Here is a 19,791-nt window from a genome sequence, read left to right on the forward strand (position 1 = left end):
TCCCGACCGTGGCGACACGCCGGCCGCCGCCGCAGGGTTTGGGGGATACTCTGCGGACAATGGCGGAATGCCGGGATTGTCCGCGGACTATCCCCCGAACCCTGCGGATCACTACCCGACCGACCCGCCCCATCTGCCCGACTGACCATACCGGGCCAAGCCCGGACGACCATCCGGTCACCCACCACGCCCGGTCACTCGGTGATCCTGACCATCCCGTCACGCACAACCGCCCCGGCCACACCCACACCGGCCGACCGGATACGACGGGTGTATATGACGGCCGGACATGACAAACGGGGCGCGGCAGGCGCCGCGCCCCGTTCATGACCTTACGGCCGGGATCAGTCCTCGAGCTCGAGCGCCCGGTTGATCGCCTCCTCAAGACGGTCCTGGGCCTCGCCGTAGGCGGACCAGTCGCCGTCCTTCATCGCGGAGTCCGCGTCCTGCATGGCCTGGGCGGCGTCCTCGAGGGCCGCCTTCAGGTCGGCGGACGCCTCGCCCGAACCGGAGGACGACCCGCCCGACGAGGAATCGCCGGACGGGGAGCCGCCCGATGATCCGCCGGTTGCGCCGTCGCCCGTCGAGCCGTCGGACGCGCCGCCGGAGGACGACCCGTCCGTCTCGCCGACGTTCTCCGCGTCGCCGGCCGAGGCGCCGGAATCGCCGCCGAACACCTGGTCGAGCGCCTCGTCGAGCGTGTCGGCGAATCCGACCTGGTCGCCGAACGCGACGAGCACCTTCTGCAGCATCGGGTAGCTGGTCGCGCCGCTGGAGCGCACATAGACCGGCTGCACGTAGACCAGGCCGCCGCCGAGCGGCAGGGTCAGCAGGTTGCCGCGCTCCACGCTCGTCGAGCCGGATTCGAGCAGGTTGAGCTCGCGCGACACGTCGGCGTTGGCGTTGAAGTTGTTCTGCGCCTGCCCCGGTCCCGGCACGTTCGAGGACTGCGGCAGCTCCTGCAGCCGTATGGTGCCGTAGTTCTCGCCGATGACGCCGTCCTCGTGGCCGGCGTCGGAGTCCACGGACAGGAAGCCGGTCAGGATCTCCCTGGTGGACGAGCCGGCGGGGATGTACGTGGAGGTCAGCGAGAACACCGGCTCCTCGCTGCCGCCGGTCTGCAGCGTCAGGTAGTACGGCGGCTGCAGGATGTCCTCGGCGCCGGACTGCACGGCCGACTCGGTCGGGTCGTTCGGCGTCTGCCAGAAGTCCTCGCCGGAGAAGAACTGGCTGGCGCTGCTCACGTGGTACTTCTCCAGCAGCTGGCGCTGCACCTTGAACAGGCTCTCCGGGTAGCGCAGGTGGCTCATCAGGTCGCCGGAGATCTCGGACAGCGGGTGGTACTGCCCGGGGAAGATCTCCTGCCACGCCCGGATGATCGGGTCGTCCTCGTCCCACACGTACAGGTCCACCGAGCCGTCGTAGGCGTCGACGGTGGCCTTCACCGAGTTGCGGATGTAGTTGGCCTGCTGCGAGCCGAGCCCCTGCACGGTCGAGGAGGTCTCGGTCGTGGAGTCCTCGGTCGCGGCGCCCAGGTCGGTCATCTGCGAGTACGGATAGGCGTCGGAGGTCGTGTAGCCGTCGACGATCCACTTGACGCGGCCGTCGACCACCGCCGGGTAGACGCGGCCGTCCAGCGTCAGGTACGGCGCCACCTTGGCCACGCGCTCCTTGGGGCTGCGGTCGTACAGGATCTGCGACTCGGAGGTGACGCGGTTGGAGAACAGGATCTGCTCCGAGCCGAAGCGCACCGCGTACAGCAGCCGCGCGAAGATGTTGCCGATGGAGGGGCCGCCGTCGCCGTCGAAGGTGTTGGTGGCGCCCTCGTCCGAGCCGGTCGGGTAGTCGAACTCCCACGATGCGGTGCCCTCGGGCGCGCCGACGATCGAGTACTCGGTGGCGTTGGGCGAGAAGTAGATGCGCGGCTCGTACCGCTCGGACTCGGTCAGCGCGCCCTGCGTCGGGATGCCGTACTCGAAGAACTCGGGCTGGCCGTCGGCCGTGACCTTGTTGCCGTAGGCGGCCACGACGCCGTAGCCGTGCGTGTACACGGTGTGGTCGTTGACCCAGTTGTGGTTGTCCAGGCCCGACAGGTCGAGCTCGCGCGCGGCGATGACCGTGTCCTGGCTCACGCCGTTGACGTCGTACTTGTCGACCGCCAGCGTGTCGGCGAAGGTGTAGTACTGGCGGGACTGCTGCAGCTGCTTGAACGTCGGCGAGACGATCTGCGGGTCGAGCAGGCGGATCTGCGCCGTGGACTCGGCGTCCTCGGCCAGCGCGCCGGCCTCGCCCTCGGTGGTGGCGTCGTACTGCTCGACGACCATGTCGTCCAGCCCGTACGCCTGCTGCGTGGCCGCGATGTTGCGCTCGATGTACGTCGACTCCATCTCCTGGGCGTTCGGGTCCACGACGAGGCGCTGCAGCACGACCGGGCACACGCCCGCGAGCACGACGGCCAGCACGGCGACCGCCGCGATCGCGACGACCGGCACGCGCCACGCCTTGAGCGCCACGGAGGCGCGCACGCCGAGCGGCGCCGGCCCCTCCAGCGTGTGCGAGCGCATCAGCCAGACGCCCAGCACCACGCCCAGGATGGCGACCAGCGCGGCGAGCGCGATCGTGAACGGGATCGTGGTGTGCACCGAGGTGTACGTGGCGCCGGTGATGCGGTCGCCCTGCGTGGTCAGGTGGTCGAACACGCCGAGCACCATCTGCCCGGCGAACGCCGCCATGTTCAGGATCAGCCAGATGGCGATCTGGCGGCGCGCCCGCTTGGTGATGACGAAGATGCCGCGTCCGTTGACCGGCATGGTGACGCGGATGCCACCCATGAGCACGTGGGCGACGATCGAGAAGACGATGCCGACGAGCAGCGTCGTCGAGACGGCGGACATGACCAGCCGCAGGCCGGGCAGCACGAACACGTAGAAGCCGTTGTCGAGCCCGAACTGCGGGTCGGTGGTGCCGAAGCCCTGCGCGTGGAACATCAGCAGGATGTCGGACCAGTTCGCATTGATCTGCGTGCCGAACGCCACGCCCACCACCAGGGCGACGACCACGGCGACGCGGCGGGCGTTGCGCGAGCTGACGCCCTTGGCGATCTCGACGACGTCGCCGTTCACGCGGATCGTCGAGCCGTCGGCGTCGGCCGGGCGGGCCCGGATGGCGAGCGTCGAGGCGATGTAGCCGACCGCGGCCGTCAGCGCCGCGTAGGCGGCCCACAGGCCGACGCGCACGCCCAGCTGCGTCCACACCACGCTCTGGAAGCCGAGCTGGCCGTACCACATCAGGTCGGTGATGAAGCGCGCCAGGCCGAAGAACAGCGCGACGACGACCGCGAGCGCCACCACCACGCCGATCAGGACCTTGGTGCCGCGTCCGCTCCCCGGCCGGCGCGCTGGGCGCCGGGCGATGCGCGGACCGCCCGGACGGCGCGGCGGGGTGCCGCCCGTCCCGGCCGGGCGGGCGTCGTCGCCGTCGGTCTCGATGTCGAGGACCACCGGGTCGTCGTCGTTGCCGGAGCCGCGGCGACGCGGGTCGTCATCCGGATCGAACATCATGCCAAATGCATCGAAAAAAGACATGGCTCCCAGCCTACCGGTTGGCGGGGAGCACGCCCGCGGCGAGAGTCCGTCCTTTGCACGGAGCGCACAACATGGCCCCTCGCGTCCCGGGCGACGGGACCGGGCCCCGGGACGGCCGGCGATGCGCGCCGCATCGCCCGGTGCGGGGCCGCCCGTCGGCCCTCGGAACGGGAAAAGGGACGCGCACGCCGATCGCGTCGCGGCCGTCCTTATCGCGCCGCCCCCGTGCGATGGGATAATCGAGGGTATGGGAGCACACATTCGTCATGCACGGCTCAGGCCGCGGCGCCGCCGGGTCTGGCCGGCGGTCGTCGCGGTCCTGTGCGCGCTGGCCGTCGTCGTCGCGGCGGGGTACTGGTGGCGCGCGGTCCGTCCGCAGGCCGTCGACGCGCAGGGCGGCGCGCCCGCCGCGGCGCAGACGCACGGACCGCTGGAGCGCGCCGCGGCGCCCGCGCCCGACGACTCCTCCGCCGGCAAGGCGAGGCGCGCCGTCCGCACGATGAGCATGGAGGAGCGCGTCGGCCAGCTGGTGATGGCCCCGCTGTACGCGGGCAGCGACCCGTCGAGCCTGTACGACCTGATCGCGAACCGGCACGTCGGATCGGTGCTCATCATCGGCAACTGGAACAACGGCGTCGCCGACGTGCGCGCGGCGACCGACGCGCTGCAGTCCTACGCGCCCGAGGGCAACCGGCTGCTGACGGCCACCGACCAGGAGGGCGGCCTGGTGCAGCATCTCCAGGGCCCCGGGTTCGACGACATGCCGAGCGCCTACGAGCAGGGCCGCATGGATGCCGACGCGCTCAGGGGTTCGGCTGCCGTCTGGGGCTCCCAGCTCGCCCAGGCCGGCATCAACGTGGATCTGGCGCCCGTGGTCGGCACGGTGGTCGGCGAGCGCGCCGCCAACGAGCCGATCGGCATGCTGGACCGCGACTTCGGGCTCGACGCGCAGGGCAACGCCGAGCATGCGGCGGCGTTCGTCGAGGGGATGGCGGACGCCGGCGTGCGCTCGGCGATCAAGCACTACCCCGGGCTGGGCGCCGTGACCGGCAACACCGACTTCACGGCGGAGGGCACGCGCGACACGACGACCACGCTCGACGGGCCGGAGATCGGCGCGTTCGACGCGGCGCTGCAGGCCGGCCCGGCGATGGTGATGATGGCGCTGGCCACCTACGAGGCCATCGACCCGGACCATCCGGCCGTGTTCTCGTCCACGCTCATCGAGGGGCATCTGCGCGGCGACCTGGGCTATCAGGGCGTGGTGGTCACCGATTCGCTGTCCGCGGCGGCGCTCGGCGGCTACGAGGTCTCCCAGCTTGGGGTGAATCTGGTCGAGGCCGGCGGCGACCTGGCCTGCATCGGCGCGCTCGGCTACGTGGGGCCGATCCTTGACGGGCTGAACGCGCGGGCCGCGGCGGATCCGGCGTTCGCCGAGAAGGTCACGCGGTCGGCCGAGCGCGTGATGACGCTGAAATACGATATGGGGCTCGCCGGCTGAGACGCGGTCTCTTGCCGGTTCGCGAGCCGCGACCGACGCGCCTCACGCGCGGACGGCCCGGCCGGGCGCGCGGCGCCGACGCACCCCGTACGCTCACACGCGCATGTTGGGGAAATGCGCCTGCATGAACCGGTCGTCGAACGCGGCGTCGATGGCGCGGACCAGCCAGTTGTCGAAGTAGATGCCGTCGGCGCGCTGGGCGTAGCGGACGATCGCGGGCAGCGTCACCAGCGCGTCGACCAGCACCAGCGCGGCCAGGGCCAGCGCGATGCGGCGGCGGCATACGTCCGGCAGGCGGTGCACCAGCCGCAGGATCCAGGGGAAGACGAACCGCACCAGGATGAAGCACATCGCGCCCCACACCATCATGTAGGGCACCGTGGTGCGCCCGCCGATGTTCAGCGGCAGCCGCGAGTAGTCCCACGACCGGCTGCCGAGCAGGTACTGCTGGATCAGGCTCATCACGTACTCGCACGCCCCGCCGATCAGACAGCCGTAGAGGTACAGCAGCAGCGGGTCGGTCACCGAGCGCAGCGCCAGGAAGATGGCCAGCGCGCCCAGCCCGTAGACGTAGTTCATCGGCGTGAGGATCGAGCCGCTGCGGTCCTCGTACACGCCCTTGGTCACCAGGGTCAGGGCGGTCTCCCACACGGTCCCGCACACGCCGGCGATCGCGTAGATGAACGCCAGGTCGTACAGGTCGCTGGCCGGCATCGGGTCCAGTCGGACCAGCCATCCGTGGGCGCGGCGCCACGTCCGCCTCGCCCCTTCTCCCCCACGCTGTTCCATGAATCGGCACGCTCCTCACTCGGATTCTCTCACGTCATGATGCCACGGCAGGACGTCCCGCGGCATCATCCGCAGGGACGAGACCCCTTCGGAGACCATGCGCCGCGGGGGCGTACCCCCGCCGGCCGGGCGGCGTGGCCCCGGTTTCCGGCCCGGCCGTCAGGGGCGCGCGCCGCCGGCGATGACGCCGCGCAGCTCGTCCAGGAAGCAGCGTGCGGCCCGGGAGAACCTGCGGTCGACCCGCCACACCAGATCCAGCCCGGACTCGAAGCGCGGCGACAGCGGGCGGAAGGTCAGGTCGCTGTCCGGTCCGGTGTTCACGATCCGGTCCAGGCACAGCGCGCACCCCACGCCCTCGCTGACCATCAGCGCCGCGTTGTTGGGCAGGTTGTAGGTGCCCACGATGTCGAGCCGCTCGGGTGCGGCGCCCTGCCATCCGGCGAGCTCGCCGCCCGCGCGCATCTGCCGCGACACCAGCAGCGGCAGCCCCTCCAGGTCGGCCGACGAGACCGCGTCGCGGGCGGCCAGCGGGTGGTCGCGGCGCATGAGCACGCCCCAGACGTCCGCGGCCGGCAGCCGCACGTACTCGTATTTCGACACGTCGGCCGGCTCGATGAGCACGGCGAAGTCCAGCAGCCCCGAATCCAGCCTCTCGCCCAGGTCCTCGGCGTTGCCGCTGTACAGGTGGAACCGCACCTGAGGCCAGCGCACGCGCACGCGCCGGGCGGCGCGCGCCAGGATGCGCATCGCATCGCTTTCGCCGCAGCCGAGGTACACCGGCCCGCCGACCGGCTCGTCCATCGAGGCGATCTCCGTCTCGGTGCGGTCGGCGAGCGCGACGATCTCCCGCGCGCGGTCCCGCAGCAGCTCGCCCTCGGCGGTGAGCGTGATCGTGCGGCTGCCGCGTTCGAACAGCCGGTGGCCGAGGCGCTCCTCGAGCTGGCGCAGCTGGCGGGACAGCGACGGCTGGGAGATCCGCAGGTATTCCGCCGCGCCGGTGATGCTGCGCTCCTCCGTCACGGCCAGGAAGTACCGCAGGACGCGCAGTTCCAACGTCTCCATGACTCCCCTTTCGTTGATGCCGGGCCCGCCGCCCGCCGGCCCGGCCCCGCCGCGCGGCGGGGGATGCCGCCATACATATCCGTTAAGCATGGGTTAGCATCTTTCATAGACATTTGATATGGCAAGCCTATCGCCGTACCCTGACAGTCGACAACCGATACGCCGTGGCATGCCGCCCGGCGGGCCGCGCCTCTCCGACGGCGGCGGCGCCGGAGAGGCGAAGGGGACGAAAGGAGCGATGCATGACCGATCGGGTTCCGCACACGCGACGCATCGCCGCGGCGCTGCTGTGCGCGGCGCTGGCCGTCGGCGGCGCGGCGTGCGGCGGGACCGGCGCCGCCCCGACGGCCGACGACGCATCCGACGCCGCGGCGGACGTCACGGCCGGCGCCGGGACCGACGCCACGGCCGGCGACGGCACGGACGACGAATCGGCCCGCGAGGAGGAGACCCACGCAACGCCGCCCCGCAAGGAAAAGACCCGCAAGGAGGAGACCATGACCGCGATCACCATCACCGTCGGCGGCGCCGAGTTCGCCGCGACGCTCGAGACGACGCCGGCCGCGCGCCGGTTCGCCGCCATGCTGCCGCTGACGCTGCATATGGACGAGCTCAACGGTAACGAGAAGTACCACTATCTCGACGAGACGCTGCCCGCCGAGCCGCAGTCCGTCGGATCGATCGGGGCCGGCGACCTGATGCTCTACGGCACGCAGTGCGTCGTGCTGTTCTACCGTTCGTTCCGCACCCCGTATTCATACACGCGGCTTGGCCGGGTCGACGACCCGCGGGGGCTGGCCGACGCGCTGGGCTCGGGCCCGGCCGACGTGGCGTTCGCCGCGCGCTGAGCCGGCCGGCCGCGCACCGGGCCGCCATCCGTCGCCCGCCATCCGCCATTCGTTTCAGGAGGTTCACCATCCATGCCCAACATCCGCATCCTCATCCTCACGCTGGGCGTCTTCAGCATCATCAGCACCGAGATGGGCGTCACCGGCATCCTGCCGGTGATCGCCGACGCCTACGACGTGAGCGTGTCCACCGCCGGCCTGCTGGTCAGCCTGTTCGCGCTGGCCATCACCGTGGCCGGCCCCACGCTGCCGCCGGCCTGCTCCGGCATGCGGCGCAAGCCGGTGATGGCGTTCGTGCTCGCGGCGTTCACGGCGGGCAACGTCGTCGCGGCGTTCGCCCCGAACTTCGCGGTGCTGCTCGCCGCGCGCGTCGTCCCCGCGTTCCTCCAGCCCGTGTACACCTCGCTCGCCTTCACCGAGGCCGCCGGATCGGTCCGGCCCGAGGAGGCGCCGAAGGCCTCGGCCGGAGTCATGATGGGGGTGTCGGCCGGCATGGTGCTGGGCGTGCCGGTGGTCACGGCGCTGGTGGACGCCACGTCGCTGAGCGTCGGCTTCCTGTTCTTCGCGCTGGTCAACGGGGCGTCGCTCGCCGCACTGCTGATCGTGCTGCCGCGCGGCGAACGCGGTCGCGCGGTCGGCTACGGCGACCAGCTGCGCAACCTGGCGCGGCTCGACTCGTGGCGGGCGATCCTGGCCGTGGTGGCGCTCAACGGCGGCGTGTTCGCGGTGTTCAGCTACCTGTCCGACTACCTGGGCACGGTCGCCGGCATGGCCGCGATGCCGATCAGCGGCGTGCTGCTCGCCTACGGCCTGGCGAACCTCGTGGGCAACGGCGTCGGCGGGCAGGGGCTGACCAGGCGGCCGCGGCGCTTCGTGCTCGTCGTGCCGGCGCTGACGATCGCCGTGTTCGCGCTGCTGGCGGTGTTCGGCAGGTCGCCGGCCGCGGCCGCCGGGCTGCTGGTCGTCGCCGGCGTGCTCGCCGGATGCGTCGGCGTCATCAACCAGTACTGGATCAACGACGCGATGCCCCAGGCCCCGGAGTTCGCCAACGGCGTCTTCCTGGCCGCCACCAACCTGGGCACGACGATCGGCACCAGCCTCAACGCGGCCGTGATCGCCTCGATCGGCGTCTCGGGCATCATGGCGGGCGGCGTCGCGCTGCTGGTTCCGGCGCTGGCGCTGTTCGCGTGGCGCGTCGCCCCGGCGGGCGCGCGCGGCCGGCTGCGCCCGGCGTCCGGACGGTGACCCGCCCGGACCGGCGCGGACAGCGGGGAGGCCGCCGGTCCGGAGGCGTCCCCATCCGGGCGCCTGCGACCCCGGACCCGCCCCGCGGCCGCAGGCGCCCGACCGACCCGACGGCCGGCACCCCCATCCGGGCACCCGCGCTCCGGGACCGGCCCGCGGCCGCACGGGTTTCAGCGTGGGCGAACACGCCGGGCGCGCCATGCGCATACGGTATCGTCGTGCCTGGGCCGCAGGCATTTGCACGGACGGACGGAGGCGACCTATCATGCCGCTCGTCGTCCAGGAAGCACACAGGAAGATCGAAGAGGGATTGGCAAGCATCATGAGCACCACCACACAGACCGTCGCAACCCCCGACCACGGCCACGGCGCCGGGAGCGCCGGCGGGCGCGTCGAACAGGGGTTCCTGACCGGCGAGCGCGCCGCGTTCGCCGCGGACGGCGTGACCTACGTCGACACGATTTTCGCCGACGGCGAATCGCCGCTCAAGCATGCGTCGAACATCACGCTGTCCCGCAGCTCCTTCCAGTGGAAGTATCCGCTGTGGTACTGCCGCGACGTGGAGGTGCGCGACTGCACCTGGTTCGAGATGGCGCGCGCCGGCGTGTGGTACACGAACGACATCACGGTGGAGGATTCCACGGTCGTGGCGCCGAAGAACTTCCGCCGCTGCAACGGCGTGACGCTGCGCAACGTCGAGTTCCCGAACGCCGAGGAGACGCTGTGGTCCTGCACCGACGTGACGCTCGAGCACGTCGCCGTGCACGGCGACTACTTCGCGATGAACTGCACGGGCATGACCGTCGACGGCCTGCGCCTGGTCGGCGGCTACTCGTTCGACGGCGTGCGCGACGTCGAGATCTCGAACTCCCGCCTGGTCACCAAGGACGCGTTCTGGAACTCCGAGAACGTGACCGTGCGCGACTCGGTCATCTCCAGCGAGTACCTCGGTTGGAACGCGAGGAACCTCACCCTGATCGACTGCACGATCGAAAGCCTGCAGGGGCTGTGCTACGTCGACAACCTGGTGATGCGCGGCTGCCGGCTGCTGCACACCAACCTGGCCTTCGAGTACTCGACCGTGGACGCGCAGATCGACGGCCACATCGACAGCGTGCTCAACCCGGCCGGCGGCCGCATCCAGGCCGATTCGATCGGCGAGCTCACGCTCGACCCGGCGCGCGTCGACCCGTCCGCCACGACGATCGAGTGCCCGGCCGTCGGCACGCGGCGCTGAGGGCCGCGGGAGACGGCATACCGACAGGCAAGCGAAAGGAACGACGATGACCTTCGATTTCGACGAACCCGTCGACCGGCGCGGCACCGGCGCGCTGAAGTGGGATGAGGCCGGCGACGCGCTGCCGATGTGGGTGGCCGACATGGACTTCCGCACCGCGCCGGCGATCCGCGAGGCGCTGCGCCGCCGGCTCGACCACGGCGTGTTCGGCTATTCGGTCGTGCCCGACGCCTGGGCCGACGCGTACGCCGGCTGGTGGCGCGAGCGCCACGGCCTGGACATCGACCCGTCGTGGCTGACCTTCTGCACCGGCGTGGTGCCGGCGATCTCCAGCATCGTGCGCAAGCTGACCACCCCGGCGGAGAACGTGGTGATCATGACGCCGGTGTACAACATCTTCTTCAATTCGATCCTGAACAACGGGCGCAACGTGCTTCAGGCCCCGCTCGCCTACCGCGACGGCGCGTACGAGATCGACTGGGTGGCGCTGGAGCGGGCGCTGGCCGACCCGCAGACCTCGCTGATGATCCTGTGCAACCCGCACAACCCCACCGGTCGCATCTGGGACCGCGCCACGCTCGCCCGCATCGGCGAGCTGTGCTGGGAGCACCACGTCGTGGTGGTCAGCGACGAGATCCACTGCGACCTGACCGACCCCGGCCACGAGTACGTGCCGTTCGCCTCGGCCGGCGAGCACTGCCGCATGAACTCGGTGACCTGCCTGGCCCCGACCAAGACCTTCAACATGGCCGGCCTGCAGACCGCCGCGGTGATGACCCCGGATCCGACGCTACGCCACCGGGTCTGGCGCGGGCTGAACACCGACGAGGTCGCCGAGCCGAACGCGTTCGCCGTCGACGCCGCCATCGCCGCGTTCACGCAGGGCGCCGGATGGCTCGACGGGCTGCGCGGCTACCTCGCCGGCAACAAGCGGGTCGTGCGCGAGGCCATCGACGGGTACAACGCCACGGCCCCGGCCGACCGGCGGCTGACGCTGACCGCGTCCGACGCCACGTACCTGCTGTGGATCGACTGCTCGGCGATCAGCGACGACACCGACGAGCTGTGCGACCATCTGCTTGCCGACCAGCGGCTGATGCTCTCGCCCGGCGCGCAGTTCGGCGGCGACGGACGGCTGTTCGTGCGCATGAACGTGGCCACGCAGCGCGACCGCGTGCGCGAGGGCGTGCGCCGGCTGCTCGACGGCGTGCGCTCGTACCGCTGAGCGCGGACCGGACCGGCGGGCTCGGGTGTGCCTCGCCGGTTTACGCTACGGTAGGCGGTATGAGCGAAGAGCAGGGAACCCGCCGGACCGTCCGAACCAGCCCCGATGCGGTCGTGCGCCGCGCCTTGGACGCGCGCGGCCGCATGGTCGTCACCGTCACGTTCTTCTCGATGTTCTTCGGCGCGGGGAACCTCATCTTCCCGCCGTTCCTCGGCGCCCAGGCCGGCGCCGCCACCCCGCGGGCCGCGCTCGGGTTCATCGTCTCGGCGGTCGGCCTGCCGATCCTTGGCGTGCTGGCCGTCTGCGAGGCCGGCGGGTTCGAGCGCCTGGCCGGCCGGGTCTCGCCGCGCTTCGCGCTGGTGTTCGGCGTCGCCATCATCCTGACCATCGGGCCGTGCTTCGCGATCCCACGCACGGCCACCACCTCCTTCGAGATGGCCGTGCTGCCGTTCGCGCAGTCCGCCCCGACGTGGCTGACGCGGCTGCTGTACTCGCTGGCCTTCTTCGCCGCCTCGTATGCGGTGGCGCAGCACCCCGAACGGCTGTCGAAGGCCCTGGGCCGGTTCATGGGGCCGCTGCTCATCGCGCTGATCGCCGTGCTGTTCGCCGCCTGCCTGTTCGTGCCCCACGGCGGCTTCGCGGCGCCGTCCGGCGATTACGCCGACGGCCAGCTCGCCCGCGGGTTCCTGGACGGCTATCAGACGATGGACCTGCCGGCCGCGCTGTACTTCGGCATCGTGATCTCGGCGAACATCCGGCACATGGGCGTGGACGACGAGCCGGCGAACCGCCGCGAGACCGGGCTGGCCGGGCTGGGCACGGGCGTGCTGCTGGCCCTCGTCTACGGCGTGCTGTCGTTCGTCGGCATGGTCTCCGGCGCGATCGCCCCGGTCGATCCGGCCACGCAGAACGGCGCGACCGTGCTCACCCACCTGACCTCGGCCGCCTTCGGACCGTTCGGCACCGCGTTCATGGGCGTGGTGTTCGTCGTGGCCTGCTTCAACGTGTGCACCGGGCTGATCTCGACATGCGGCACCTACTTCCGGCAGCATTGGCCGACGGTCGCCGGCCGGCGCGTCGGCTACCGGACGTGGAGCGCGCTCTTCGCGCTCTTCAGCTTCGTGGTCTCCAACGCGGGGCTGAGCACGATCATCGCGGTGTCCGTGCCGGTGCTGTCGGCGCTGTACCCGATCGCCATCGTGCTGGTCGCGCTGGCGCTGACCCACCGGGTGTTCGCCGCGCGGGTGCCGCGCGTGTACTTCTGGACCGTGCTGCTGGTGGGCGCCGTCGGCGTGGTCGACTGCCTGGACAGCCTGGCCGCGCTGGCCGGATTCGCGATCCCCGGCGTGCGCGACGCGCTGGCGCTGCTGCCGCTGGCCGACGCCGAGCTGGGATGGCTGGCGCCCGCCGCGTTGGGCGTGGCGATCGGCGTCGCCGACAGCCTGCTGCGCCGGCGGGCGCGTCACTGAGTCCCGGTCTCGTCGTCGGCGCCCAGGCCGGCCAGTTCGCCGCCCCAGGACCGCTGGAGCGCCTCCAGGCGGTCCTGCTCGCCCACCACGATCCACTTCGGGCCGGACAGCGTGGCCCATTCGGCGTCGGCGAGCTCGCCGGCGCGTTCGTCGAGCATCGAGGTCGCCTGCGCCTCCAGGGGCATCCGGTACAGCGGCAGCGCCGCGTCGTTGTCGAAGGTCGCGTACGCGACGCGGGAGGACGCGCACATGCGGATCGCGGTCACCCCCGGGTAGCCGGTGGACGAGATGCTCTGCCAGCCGTCCGCGCACCCGTCCGCCGACGTGGCGTCGATGCCCTGCTCCATCGCCGTCTGGTCGCCGATGGGCGCCTCGTCGCGGATCGGGGCCGCGATCAGCCCGTCGGGGAACATCGTGCCGACGGCGGCCGCCAGCCCGGTCAGCACCAGCGTGATCACAATGGCCAGGACGCCCCAGCGCGTCGAGCGGGTGTGGCGGTTGCGGTTGCGCGCGCGGACCCGGGCGATCACGACGAACACCGCCGTGACCGCCGAGCAGACCGCCGCGGCGACGTACACCGACGTGTCGTCGATGGCGGCCAGCCAGGGCGCGATCTGCGGGGCGAGCGCCCGGAACAGCGCGGCCGCGCCGGTCAGCGCCGCGCAGCCGCCGGCGACGGCGCATAGCACGCCCCACATGCCGGATGCCGAGAACATGCGCCCGTAATGCTCGTATCGGTGTTCGCCCATGGCGTTCCCTTCTCTCGGTGCGCCGCGGCCCCTCGCCCGTGCCGGCCGCGTCGTCGTCAGAACTGGTCGAGTTCGATGGCCTCGCAGGCGCCGGTGCGCAGGTAGCGGTCCAGCGCCTCGGGCGAGGCGAACAGCGCGGTGAGCGACTGGGCGATCATCAGGTTCACCCGGCCGCCCGGCCGCAGGCCCTCCAGGTAGCCGTACACCGGGATGCCGTGGGCGTAGGCGTAGCCGATCTCGTACATCGTGCCGGGGTCCTCGTCGACGAGGTTGGCGATCACCGCGGCGGAGGCGCGGATGCCGGCGATGTCGTCGCGGAAGCACCCCGCCGGGCCGACGACGGCGATGTCGCTGGCGAACCGGGGCTTGAACAGCGTCCTGCCGTTGGACTCGAGGACCTGTTCCATGCGTTCCATGCCGGCCACCTGCTCCGGCGTGAAGAACGGACCGGCGGCGTAGAAATCATAGTCAGCCATATCTTCAATGTACTCCGCCGGATGTGGCGATTTGGCGTGGGGCGCGACGTCCCGTCCCCGGATCAGGATGCCGGCGCCGGTTCACGGGATTCCCCGGCGCGATCCCGTGAACCGGGCCCGTGTGCGTTCGCTCACGCGACGCCCGGTATCATGCGGTTTCGGCATCATGGTGGTGTACGTTGTTGTTCGGTTCCGGTTCACAAGATCCGAACGCTCCGAAGCGTGAACCGGCCGATCGACCAGAAAGGGGCGACATGGCGATCATCGACGACCTCAGGGCCATGCGCGACGACGGCTACCGCGCGTTCAACGCCGCACTGGTGCCGAACGTCGATCCGTCGACGATGCTCGGCGTGCGCGTGCCGAGGCTGCGCGCCTACGCCAAGGCGCTCGCGCGCCGCGACCGGGCCGGGGCGGAGGCGTTCATGGAGCGGCTGCCGCACGCCTGGTTCGAGGAGAACATGCTGCACGGCATCCTCATCGGCCTGATGGCGGCCGACCAGCCGCAGGCCCGCGCGATGCTGGACCGGTTCCTGCCCCATGTCGACAACTGGGCGGTCTGCGACGTGATCCGGGCCCGCGCGCTGATGGACGACCCGGAGGCGACCTGGCGGGCCATCACGGCGTGGGCCGCGAGTTCGCACCCGTACACCGTGCGCTTCGCCGTCGACGAACTGATGATCGACTATCTCGACGAGCGCTTCCGCCCCGGGCATCTGGCGTTCGTCGCCGGCATCGGCACCGGCGAGTACTACGTGGACATGGCGCGGGCGTGGTACTTCGCCACGGCGCTGACCAAGCAGTGGGACGCCGCCATCCGGGTCTTCGAGCCGGGCTCGCCGGTCGCCCTCGACGACTGGACGCGCAACAAGTCGATCCGGAAGGCGCGGGAGTCGCGGCGCATCGACCCGGGGCGCAAGGCGCTGCTCGCCTCGCTGAGGCGGCCGGCCGGGCGCGTCAGCGGATCCGCTTGATCCGGCCGCGGTTCAGCCGCAGCACCGTGTCGGCATGGGCGGCGAAGCGCTCCGAATGGGTCACGGCGATCACGCAGATGTCGCGTTTGTGCGCGTAGTCCGCCAGCAGGCCGGCGATCGACTCGGCGTTGTCGGCGTCGAGGCTGCCGGTCGGCTCGTCGGCCAGCAGCACCCGGGTGCCGGCGGCGAGCGCCCTGGCGATGGCCACGCGCTGGCGCTGGCCGCCGGACAGGCGCAGCACGTTGCGCCGCATGTCGGCGTCGTCGAAGCCCAGCGAGGCGAGCAGTTCGACGGCGCGGCGCCGGTCGGCGACCAGGGCCACGTTCTCCAGGGCGTTGAGGTAGTCGATGAGGTTGAACTCCTGGAAGACGAACGAGACGTGGCGCCGGCGGTGCATGGACAGCCCGCCGGCGGTCAGCGGCTCGCCGTCGTAGACGACCTGGCCGGATCCGGGCAGGTCGAGGCCGCCGAGCAGCGAGAGCAGCGTGCTTTTGCCGGTGCCGGACGGCCCGACCACGGCGGTCATCAGGCCGGGTTCGAACCCGGCGCTGACGCCGCGCAGCACCGTGCGCTTGCGGCCGTGGCCGTCCTCGTAGGCGTAGCTGACATCGTTCAGCGCGATGATCGACATGGAAAGGCTCCTTCGGGTCTGCGGCGGGCCGTGCCGGCCGCCGTGCATGTCAGGCGGGCGGCGCGGCCCGCGGTGGGATGATCGGTTGGGTGGCGGGCCGCATGCGGGCGCCGGCGCGTGGGGGCGGGGCCGGCGCCCCGGACGGGACCGCCCGCCGGCATGCGATGTTTCGCGACCGGCGCCGGCGGATCCGAACCCGGGCGGGACCGCCCGGGGACGGCGGTCACGCCATCGAGGCGAGGATGTCCTTGGGGCGGCGGCGCATCAGGACGATGCCCGCCAATCCGACCGAGACCACGACGAGCGCGAGCCCCAGGCCGAACAGCCAGGCGACGGTCCATCCGTCGATGGCGACGTGCAGGTCGGCCATGTCCGCGTTCGGCAGGAACACCGGCGACATGCCGTCGCCGCCGACCACGGCCATGCCGTCCTTGGACACGATGTCGCCGCCCGGATCGGAGACCGGCGCGCCGCCGGCGTCGGACAGGTCGAGCAGGCGGTCGCCGACGGCCTGGCCGATCAGCGCGCCGACCGGGATGCTCAGCGCGAACGCGACCACGGCCACCATCAGCGCCTCGACGAGGTACTGGCCGAGGATCGACCACCGGCTGAAGCCGAGCGAGAGCAGCACGCCGCTCTCGTGCATGCGCTCCTTGACGCGCGAGGCGAGCACCAGGCACAGGATGACCGTGCCCGCGACCAGGGCGATGACCACCAGCGCGATGACCAGGCCGTCGAGGTTCTCCAGCGGCCCGGAGACCGCGTCGGCGTCCGAGGTGTCCTGGCTGACCGCGTAGTCGCCGCCGGCGAGCGCGTCGAGGCCCTGGACCTGACGGACGATGTCGGCGGTGCGCGCGGGGTCGTCCACGTAGAAGCTGATCTTCTCGAACCCCTCCTCGGCGGTGCCCTGCCGTGCGTGGTCGACCACGTCCATCGTGGTGAACATGGCGTTGGACATCGACCAGTTGCTGGTGAGCACGCTGGATTTCGCGGTGTCGTCGAACAGGCCGACGATGCGCACCGGGGTCCGGGTCCGCTCGACGGTGGTGCCGGACATGTTCGCGTGCACGGTGGCGCGGCGCAGCACGATGGTGTCGCCGATCCTCAGGCCGTTGAGCTCGGCGAGGCGGCGGCCGATCATCACGTCGCCGACGACGCCGTCGCCGTCCGCGGAATCCCCGCCGTTCCCGTCCTCGGAAGCCGCGCCCCGCGCCGCGTCGCCGTCCGGCACGGCGTCGGGGTCGATCACCGGGTCGCCCTCCGCGAGCCTGAGGTAGCCCTTGGCGAAGTTCGCGTCGAAGCGCGTGTCCGTGCCGCCGATCACGGTGACGGTGTTGCCGAAGTCGTCGGCCCGGAAGGCCTGCTCCATCGCCGCGTCGGTGCCGGCCGCGTCGTCGATCAGCGCGAGCATCGCGCCGTCGGCCGTCTCGGGCACGAGCACCTGCTCGGTGGTGGCGTCGCAGCCGCGGATGCCGTCGACCTGCTCCATCACGGTGCGGCACAGCCCCGCGGTGATCGGCTTGCCGGCGAACACCTGCTTGCTGCCCATGCCCTCGATGTCCTGCATCGTCCAGTTCGCCGGGTCGTCCTCGTTCTGTTCGAGCGTGAACACGCCGCCGAGCGTCTGCCGGATGATGCGCTGGGCGTTCGATGCGGCGTCGCGCACCGCCAGTCCGGTCAATGTGGTGGTGGCGACGACGAGCAGGATGAGCAGCAGGCTGAGGGTCCTGCCGCGTTTGCGCCATACGTACCGCGCCGCCAACGTGATGCTTCGCATACCGGGGTCCGCCTTCCTGTGATGTCGGTGATGGTCGGCGGGGCCCGGCCCCGGGCGATTCGATCGGCCGCCGGCCGTGCCGGCGCCGACCGGGGCCGGGCGCCCCGCCATGGCCGATTCAACAGGACGAGGGTGTGGCTTCGGTTTCGTTTCGGTGTGGTGTCGGTTTGGGTTCCGCCCCGCGCCGCCCCCGCCGCGTCGATGCGGCGGGGATGGCCACGGCGTAGCGGAACACGCCGTCGGCCATGGCGATCGACGGCGTCCAGCCCTGCGAGCGGAACACCGTGTGCGCGATGTGGATGCCGAGCCCGGTGCCGCCGGTGGCGCTGCTGCGCGAGGCGTCGGGCCGGAAGAACGGCTCGCCGAGCCGTTCCAGGTCGTGCGGGTCGAGCTGCCGGGCCGGATTGGCGACGCTCAGCGTCAGCCCGCCGTCCCCGTCGCGGCCGGCGGCGACGTCGACCGTGCCGCCCGGCGTCGCGTAGGCCACCGCGTTGCCGATCACCGCGTCGAACGCCTTGTCCGGCAGGCCGGGCACGGCCAGGACCTCGATGGCGGGGTCCACGGCGCGGCGCACCGTGACGCCGCGCCGCCGGGCCGTCGCGCGATGGGCCTCCACGGCGTCGTCGAGCAGCGCGTCGAGGCGCCGCCACCGCCGCTCTCCGAGCTCGGACGCCTCCATGCGGGAGACCGCGAGGGTCTGCCCGACGATGCGCTGCATCCGCTCCACGCTCTCCAGCGCGCGCGGCAGCACCGCGTCGCGGTCCGCGTAGTCGCCGATGTTCAGCATCATGCCCTCGATCTGAGCGCGCAGCACGGCGACGGGCGTCTTCAGCTCGTGCGACGCGGCGGCGAAGAAGTCGCGCCGCTCGCGTTCCATCGCGCGCACGGTCCGCGTCTCCCGGGCCAGCTCGCCATTGGCCGCCTCGAGCCGGCCGTTCGCCGTGGCCAGCCGGCGGTTGGCCTGCTCCATCGGGCGGATGATCAGCCGGCTGCACAGCCACGCCACCACGGCCGACAGCGCGACGATGACACCGACCATCGGCAGCAGCAGCGTGAGGAACGTGTGCTCGATGGCGGTGCGCTGGGCGGCGACGGTGATGCTCACCGACGCGTCGGGGTCGAGGCCGGAGGCGCCGGGCCCCGGGTCGACGAGCGTCAGCGTCGTCATGCCGTCCGCCCGCACGGCGCCGCCGAGGCCCTCCTGCGCGGCGATCACCGAGTCGAACCCGTACGGGAACGCCAGCGAGACGATGACGTAGATCAGCACGCCGCACAGGCTGAACGCGGCCAGCAGCCCCGCGAACAGCCGCACCGACAGGCGCCCGGCGGCGCGCCGCGCGGCCGCGAGGCACCGCGCCGGCAGCCGCGTCGGACGCGGTTCGGGCACGACGGGGTCAGCCATGGCGGCCTCCGGCCCGATACCCCACGCCGCGCACCGTCTCGACGCTGTCCGCGCCGAGCTTGCGGCGCAGGTTCATCACGTGGATGTTGATGGCCTTGTTGCCGCAGTCGTCGGCGTACCCCCACACCTGCCGCGCCAGCGACTCGCGGGTGAACACGCGCCGCGGGTGCTCGGCGAGCAGCCGCAGGATGTCGAATTCGGTGCGCGTCAGCGCCACCGGCTCGCCGCCGCGCAGGACCTCGCGCGCCTGCGCGTCGACGACGATGTCGCCGAAGCCCGACAGCCCCGACCCTCCGGGGCCGCCCTCCCCCACGTCCGGCGGCGCGCCCGCCTGTCCGGGCGCGGCCGTCCCGACGCCGCCCCCGGAGCCCGCCACGGCCCCGGAGCCCGCCACGGCCCCGGCGACGGCGGTTCCGGTCCGCGACGCACAGCGCCGCAGCACCGCCCGCACCCGCTCGCGCATCACGATCAGCGAATACGGCTTGGTCACGTAGTCGTCGGCCAGCAGCGAGAACCCCTGCAGCTGGTGGCCCTCGTCGTCCAGCGCGGTGGTCACGATGACCGGCACGTCGCTGTCGCGGCGGATCTCCCTGCACACGGCGAACCCGTCGAGCCTGGGCAGCAGGACGTCGACAATGACCAGGTCGACGCCGCCCTCGCGGAACCGGCGCAGCCCCTCCTCGCCGTCCGTCGCGGCCACCACGTCGTAGCCGTCGTGGACGAACAGCTGCTCCAGGGCATGCAGCAGCTCCGTCTCGTCCTCGATGATCAGCAAAGTCGCCATGGCACCGTCCTTATAACTCCCGCGGCGGCCCCATCCGC

16 protein-coding genes are annotated in these 19,791 nt (G+C 71.7%); 7 read left to right on the forward strand and 9 right to left on the reverse strand.

Annotated elements, in window-relative coordinates; all coding sequences use genetic code 11:
• Positions 1 to 344: 344 nt before the first annotated feature.
• Positions 345 to 3,584, reverse strand: coding sequence for a UPF0182 family membrane protein (locus KIH73_RS00670; protein ID WP_219079587.1), 3,240 nt, complete (start codon positions 3,582 to 3,584; stop codon positions 345 to 347).
• Positions 3,585 to 3,831: 247 nt separating this feature from the next.
• Here KIH73_RS00670 and KIH73_RS00675 point away from each other — a divergent pair, with 247 nt between their 5' ends.
• Complete coding sequence (locus KIH73_RS00675) at positions 3,832 to 5,085, forward strand: glycoside hydrolase family 3 N-terminal domain-containing protein (protein ID WP_219079588.1); 1,254 nt, start codon at positions 3,832 to 3,834, stop codon at positions 5,083 to 5,085.
• Positions 5,086 to 5,178: 93 nt separating this feature from the next.
• Here the strand turns inward: KIH73_RS00675 and KIH73_RS00680 are convergent, their stop codons facing one another.
• On the reverse strand, positions 5,179 to 5,874 hold the full coding sequence (locus tag KIH73_RS00680) for a putative ABC transporter permease (RefSeq protein WP_219079589.1): 696 nt from the start codon (positions 5,872 to 5,874) through the stop codon (positions 5,179 to 5,181).
• 159 nt (positions 5,875 to 6,033) lie between these two features.
• A complete protein-coding gene (locus KIH73_RS00685; protein WP_219079590.1) occupies positions 6,034 to 6,936 on the reverse strand; it encodes a LysR family transcriptional regulator in 903 nt (300 codons plus the stop codon).
• Between the two features lie 242 nt (positions 6,937 to 7,178).
• On the opposite strand from KIH73_RS00685, the gene KIH73_RS00690 reads away from it, so the two are divergent.
• The 5 genes from KIH73_RS00690 to brnQ all read left to right on the forward strand — a co-directional run bounded on the left by KIH73_RS00690 (position 7,179) and on the right by brnQ (position 12,960).
• Positions 7,179 to 7,784 (forward strand): cyclophilin-like fold protein, encoded by a 606-nt coding sequence (locus KIH73_RS00690; protein WP_219079591.1) that lies wholly within the window; start codon positions 7,179 to 7,181, stop codon positions 7,782 to 7,784.
• A 72-nt stretch (positions 7,785 to 7,856) separates the two neighbouring features.
• Complete coding sequence (locus tag KIH73_RS00695; RefSeq protein WP_219079592.1) at positions 7,857 to 9,029, forward strand: MFS transporter; 1,173 nt, start codon at positions 7,857 to 7,859, stop codon at positions 9,027 to 9,029.
• Positions 9,030 to 9,351: 322 nt separating this feature from the next.
• Positions 9,352 to 10,266, forward strand: coding sequence for a DUF3737 family protein (locus KIH73_RS00700; RefSeq protein WP_219079593.1), 915 nt, complete (start codon positions 9,352 to 9,354; stop codon positions 10,264 to 10,266).
• Between the two features lie 46 nt (positions 10,267 to 10,312).
• On the forward strand, positions 10,313 to 11,491 hold the full coding sequence (locus KIH73_RS00705) for a MalY/PatB family protein (protein WP_219079594.1): 1,179 nt from the start codon (positions 10,313 to 10,315) through the stop codon (positions 11,489 to 11,491).
• A 143-nt stretch (positions 11,492 to 11,634) separates the two neighbouring features.
• On the forward strand, positions 11,635 to 12,960 hold the full coding sequence (gene brnQ / locus KIH73_RS00710; RefSeq protein ID WP_236022492.1) for a branched-chain amino acid transport system II carrier protein: 1,326 nt from the start codon (positions 11,635 to 11,637) through the stop codon (positions 12,958 to 12,960).
• Here the strand turns inward: brnQ and KIH73_RS00715 are convergent.
• Both KIH73_RS00715 and KIH73_RS00720 read right to left on the reverse strand, forming a co-directional pair.
• Complete coding sequence (locus KIH73_RS00715) at positions 12,954 to 13,709, reverse strand: hypothetical protein (RefSeq protein WP_219079596.1); 756 nt, start codon at positions 13,707 to 13,709, stop codon at positions 12,954 to 12,956. The genes brnQ and KIH73_RS00715 overlap by 7 nt on opposite strands.
• A gap of 56 nt (positions 13,710 to 13,765) precedes the next feature.
• Positions 13,766 to 14,185 (reverse strand): nucleoside 2-deoxyribosyltransferase, encoded by a 420-nt coding sequence (locus KIH73_RS00720; protein WP_219079597.1) that lies wholly within the window; start codon positions 14,183 to 14,185, stop codon positions 13,766 to 13,768.
• Positions 14,186 to 14,439: 254 nt separating this feature from the next.
• Between KIH73_RS00720 and KIH73_RS00725 the strand changes: the two genes are divergently transcribed.
• On the forward strand, positions 14,440 to 15,159 hold the full coding sequence (locus KIH73_RS00725) for a DNA alkylation repair protein (protein ID WP_219079598.1): 720 nt from the start codon (positions 14,440 to 14,442) through the stop codon (positions 15,157 to 15,159).
• On the opposite strand, the gene KIH73_RS00730 is transcribed toward KIH73_RS00725, so the two are convergent.
• The 4 genes from KIH73_RS00730 to KIH73_RS00745 form a co-directional block, all read right to left on the reverse strand.
• On the reverse strand, positions 15,143 to 15,790 hold the full coding sequence (locus KIH73_RS00730; RefSeq protein ID WP_219079599.1) for an ATP-binding cassette domain-containing protein: 648 nt from the start codon (positions 15,788 to 15,790) through the stop codon (positions 15,143 to 15,145). The genes KIH73_RS00725 and KIH73_RS00730 overlap by 17 nt on opposite strands.
• A gap of 223 nt (positions 15,791 to 16,013) precedes the next feature.
• Positions 16,014 to 17,567, reverse strand: coding sequence for an ABC transporter permease (locus tag KIH73_RS00735; protein WP_219079600.1), 1,554 nt, complete (start codon positions 17,565 to 17,567; stop codon positions 16,014 to 16,016).
• A 118-nt stretch (positions 17,568 to 17,685) separates the two neighbouring features.
• On the reverse strand, positions 17,686 to 18,969 hold the full coding sequence (locus KIH73_RS00740; RefSeq protein WP_219079601.1) for a sensor histidine kinase: 1,284 nt from the start codon (positions 18,967 to 18,969) through the stop codon (positions 17,686 to 17,688).
• Positions 18,962 to 19,753 carry a response regulator transcription factor gene (locus tag KIH73_RS00745; protein WP_219079602.1) on the reverse strand — a complete coding sequence of 264 codons (792 nt, stop codon included), beginning with the start codon at positions 19,751 to 19,753 and terminating at the stop codon, positions 18,962 to 18,964. Before KIH73_RS00745 ends, KIH73_RS00740 begins: the two co-directional genes overlap by 8 nt.
• Between the last annotated feature and the right edge of the window lie 38 nt (positions 19,754 to 19,791).

Source organism: Bifidobacterium phasiani, assembly GCF_019331775.1.
GTDB classification, from domain to species: Bacteria; Actinomycetota; Actinomycetes; order Actinomycetales; family Bifidobacteriaceae; genus Bifidobacterium; species Bifidobacterium phasiani.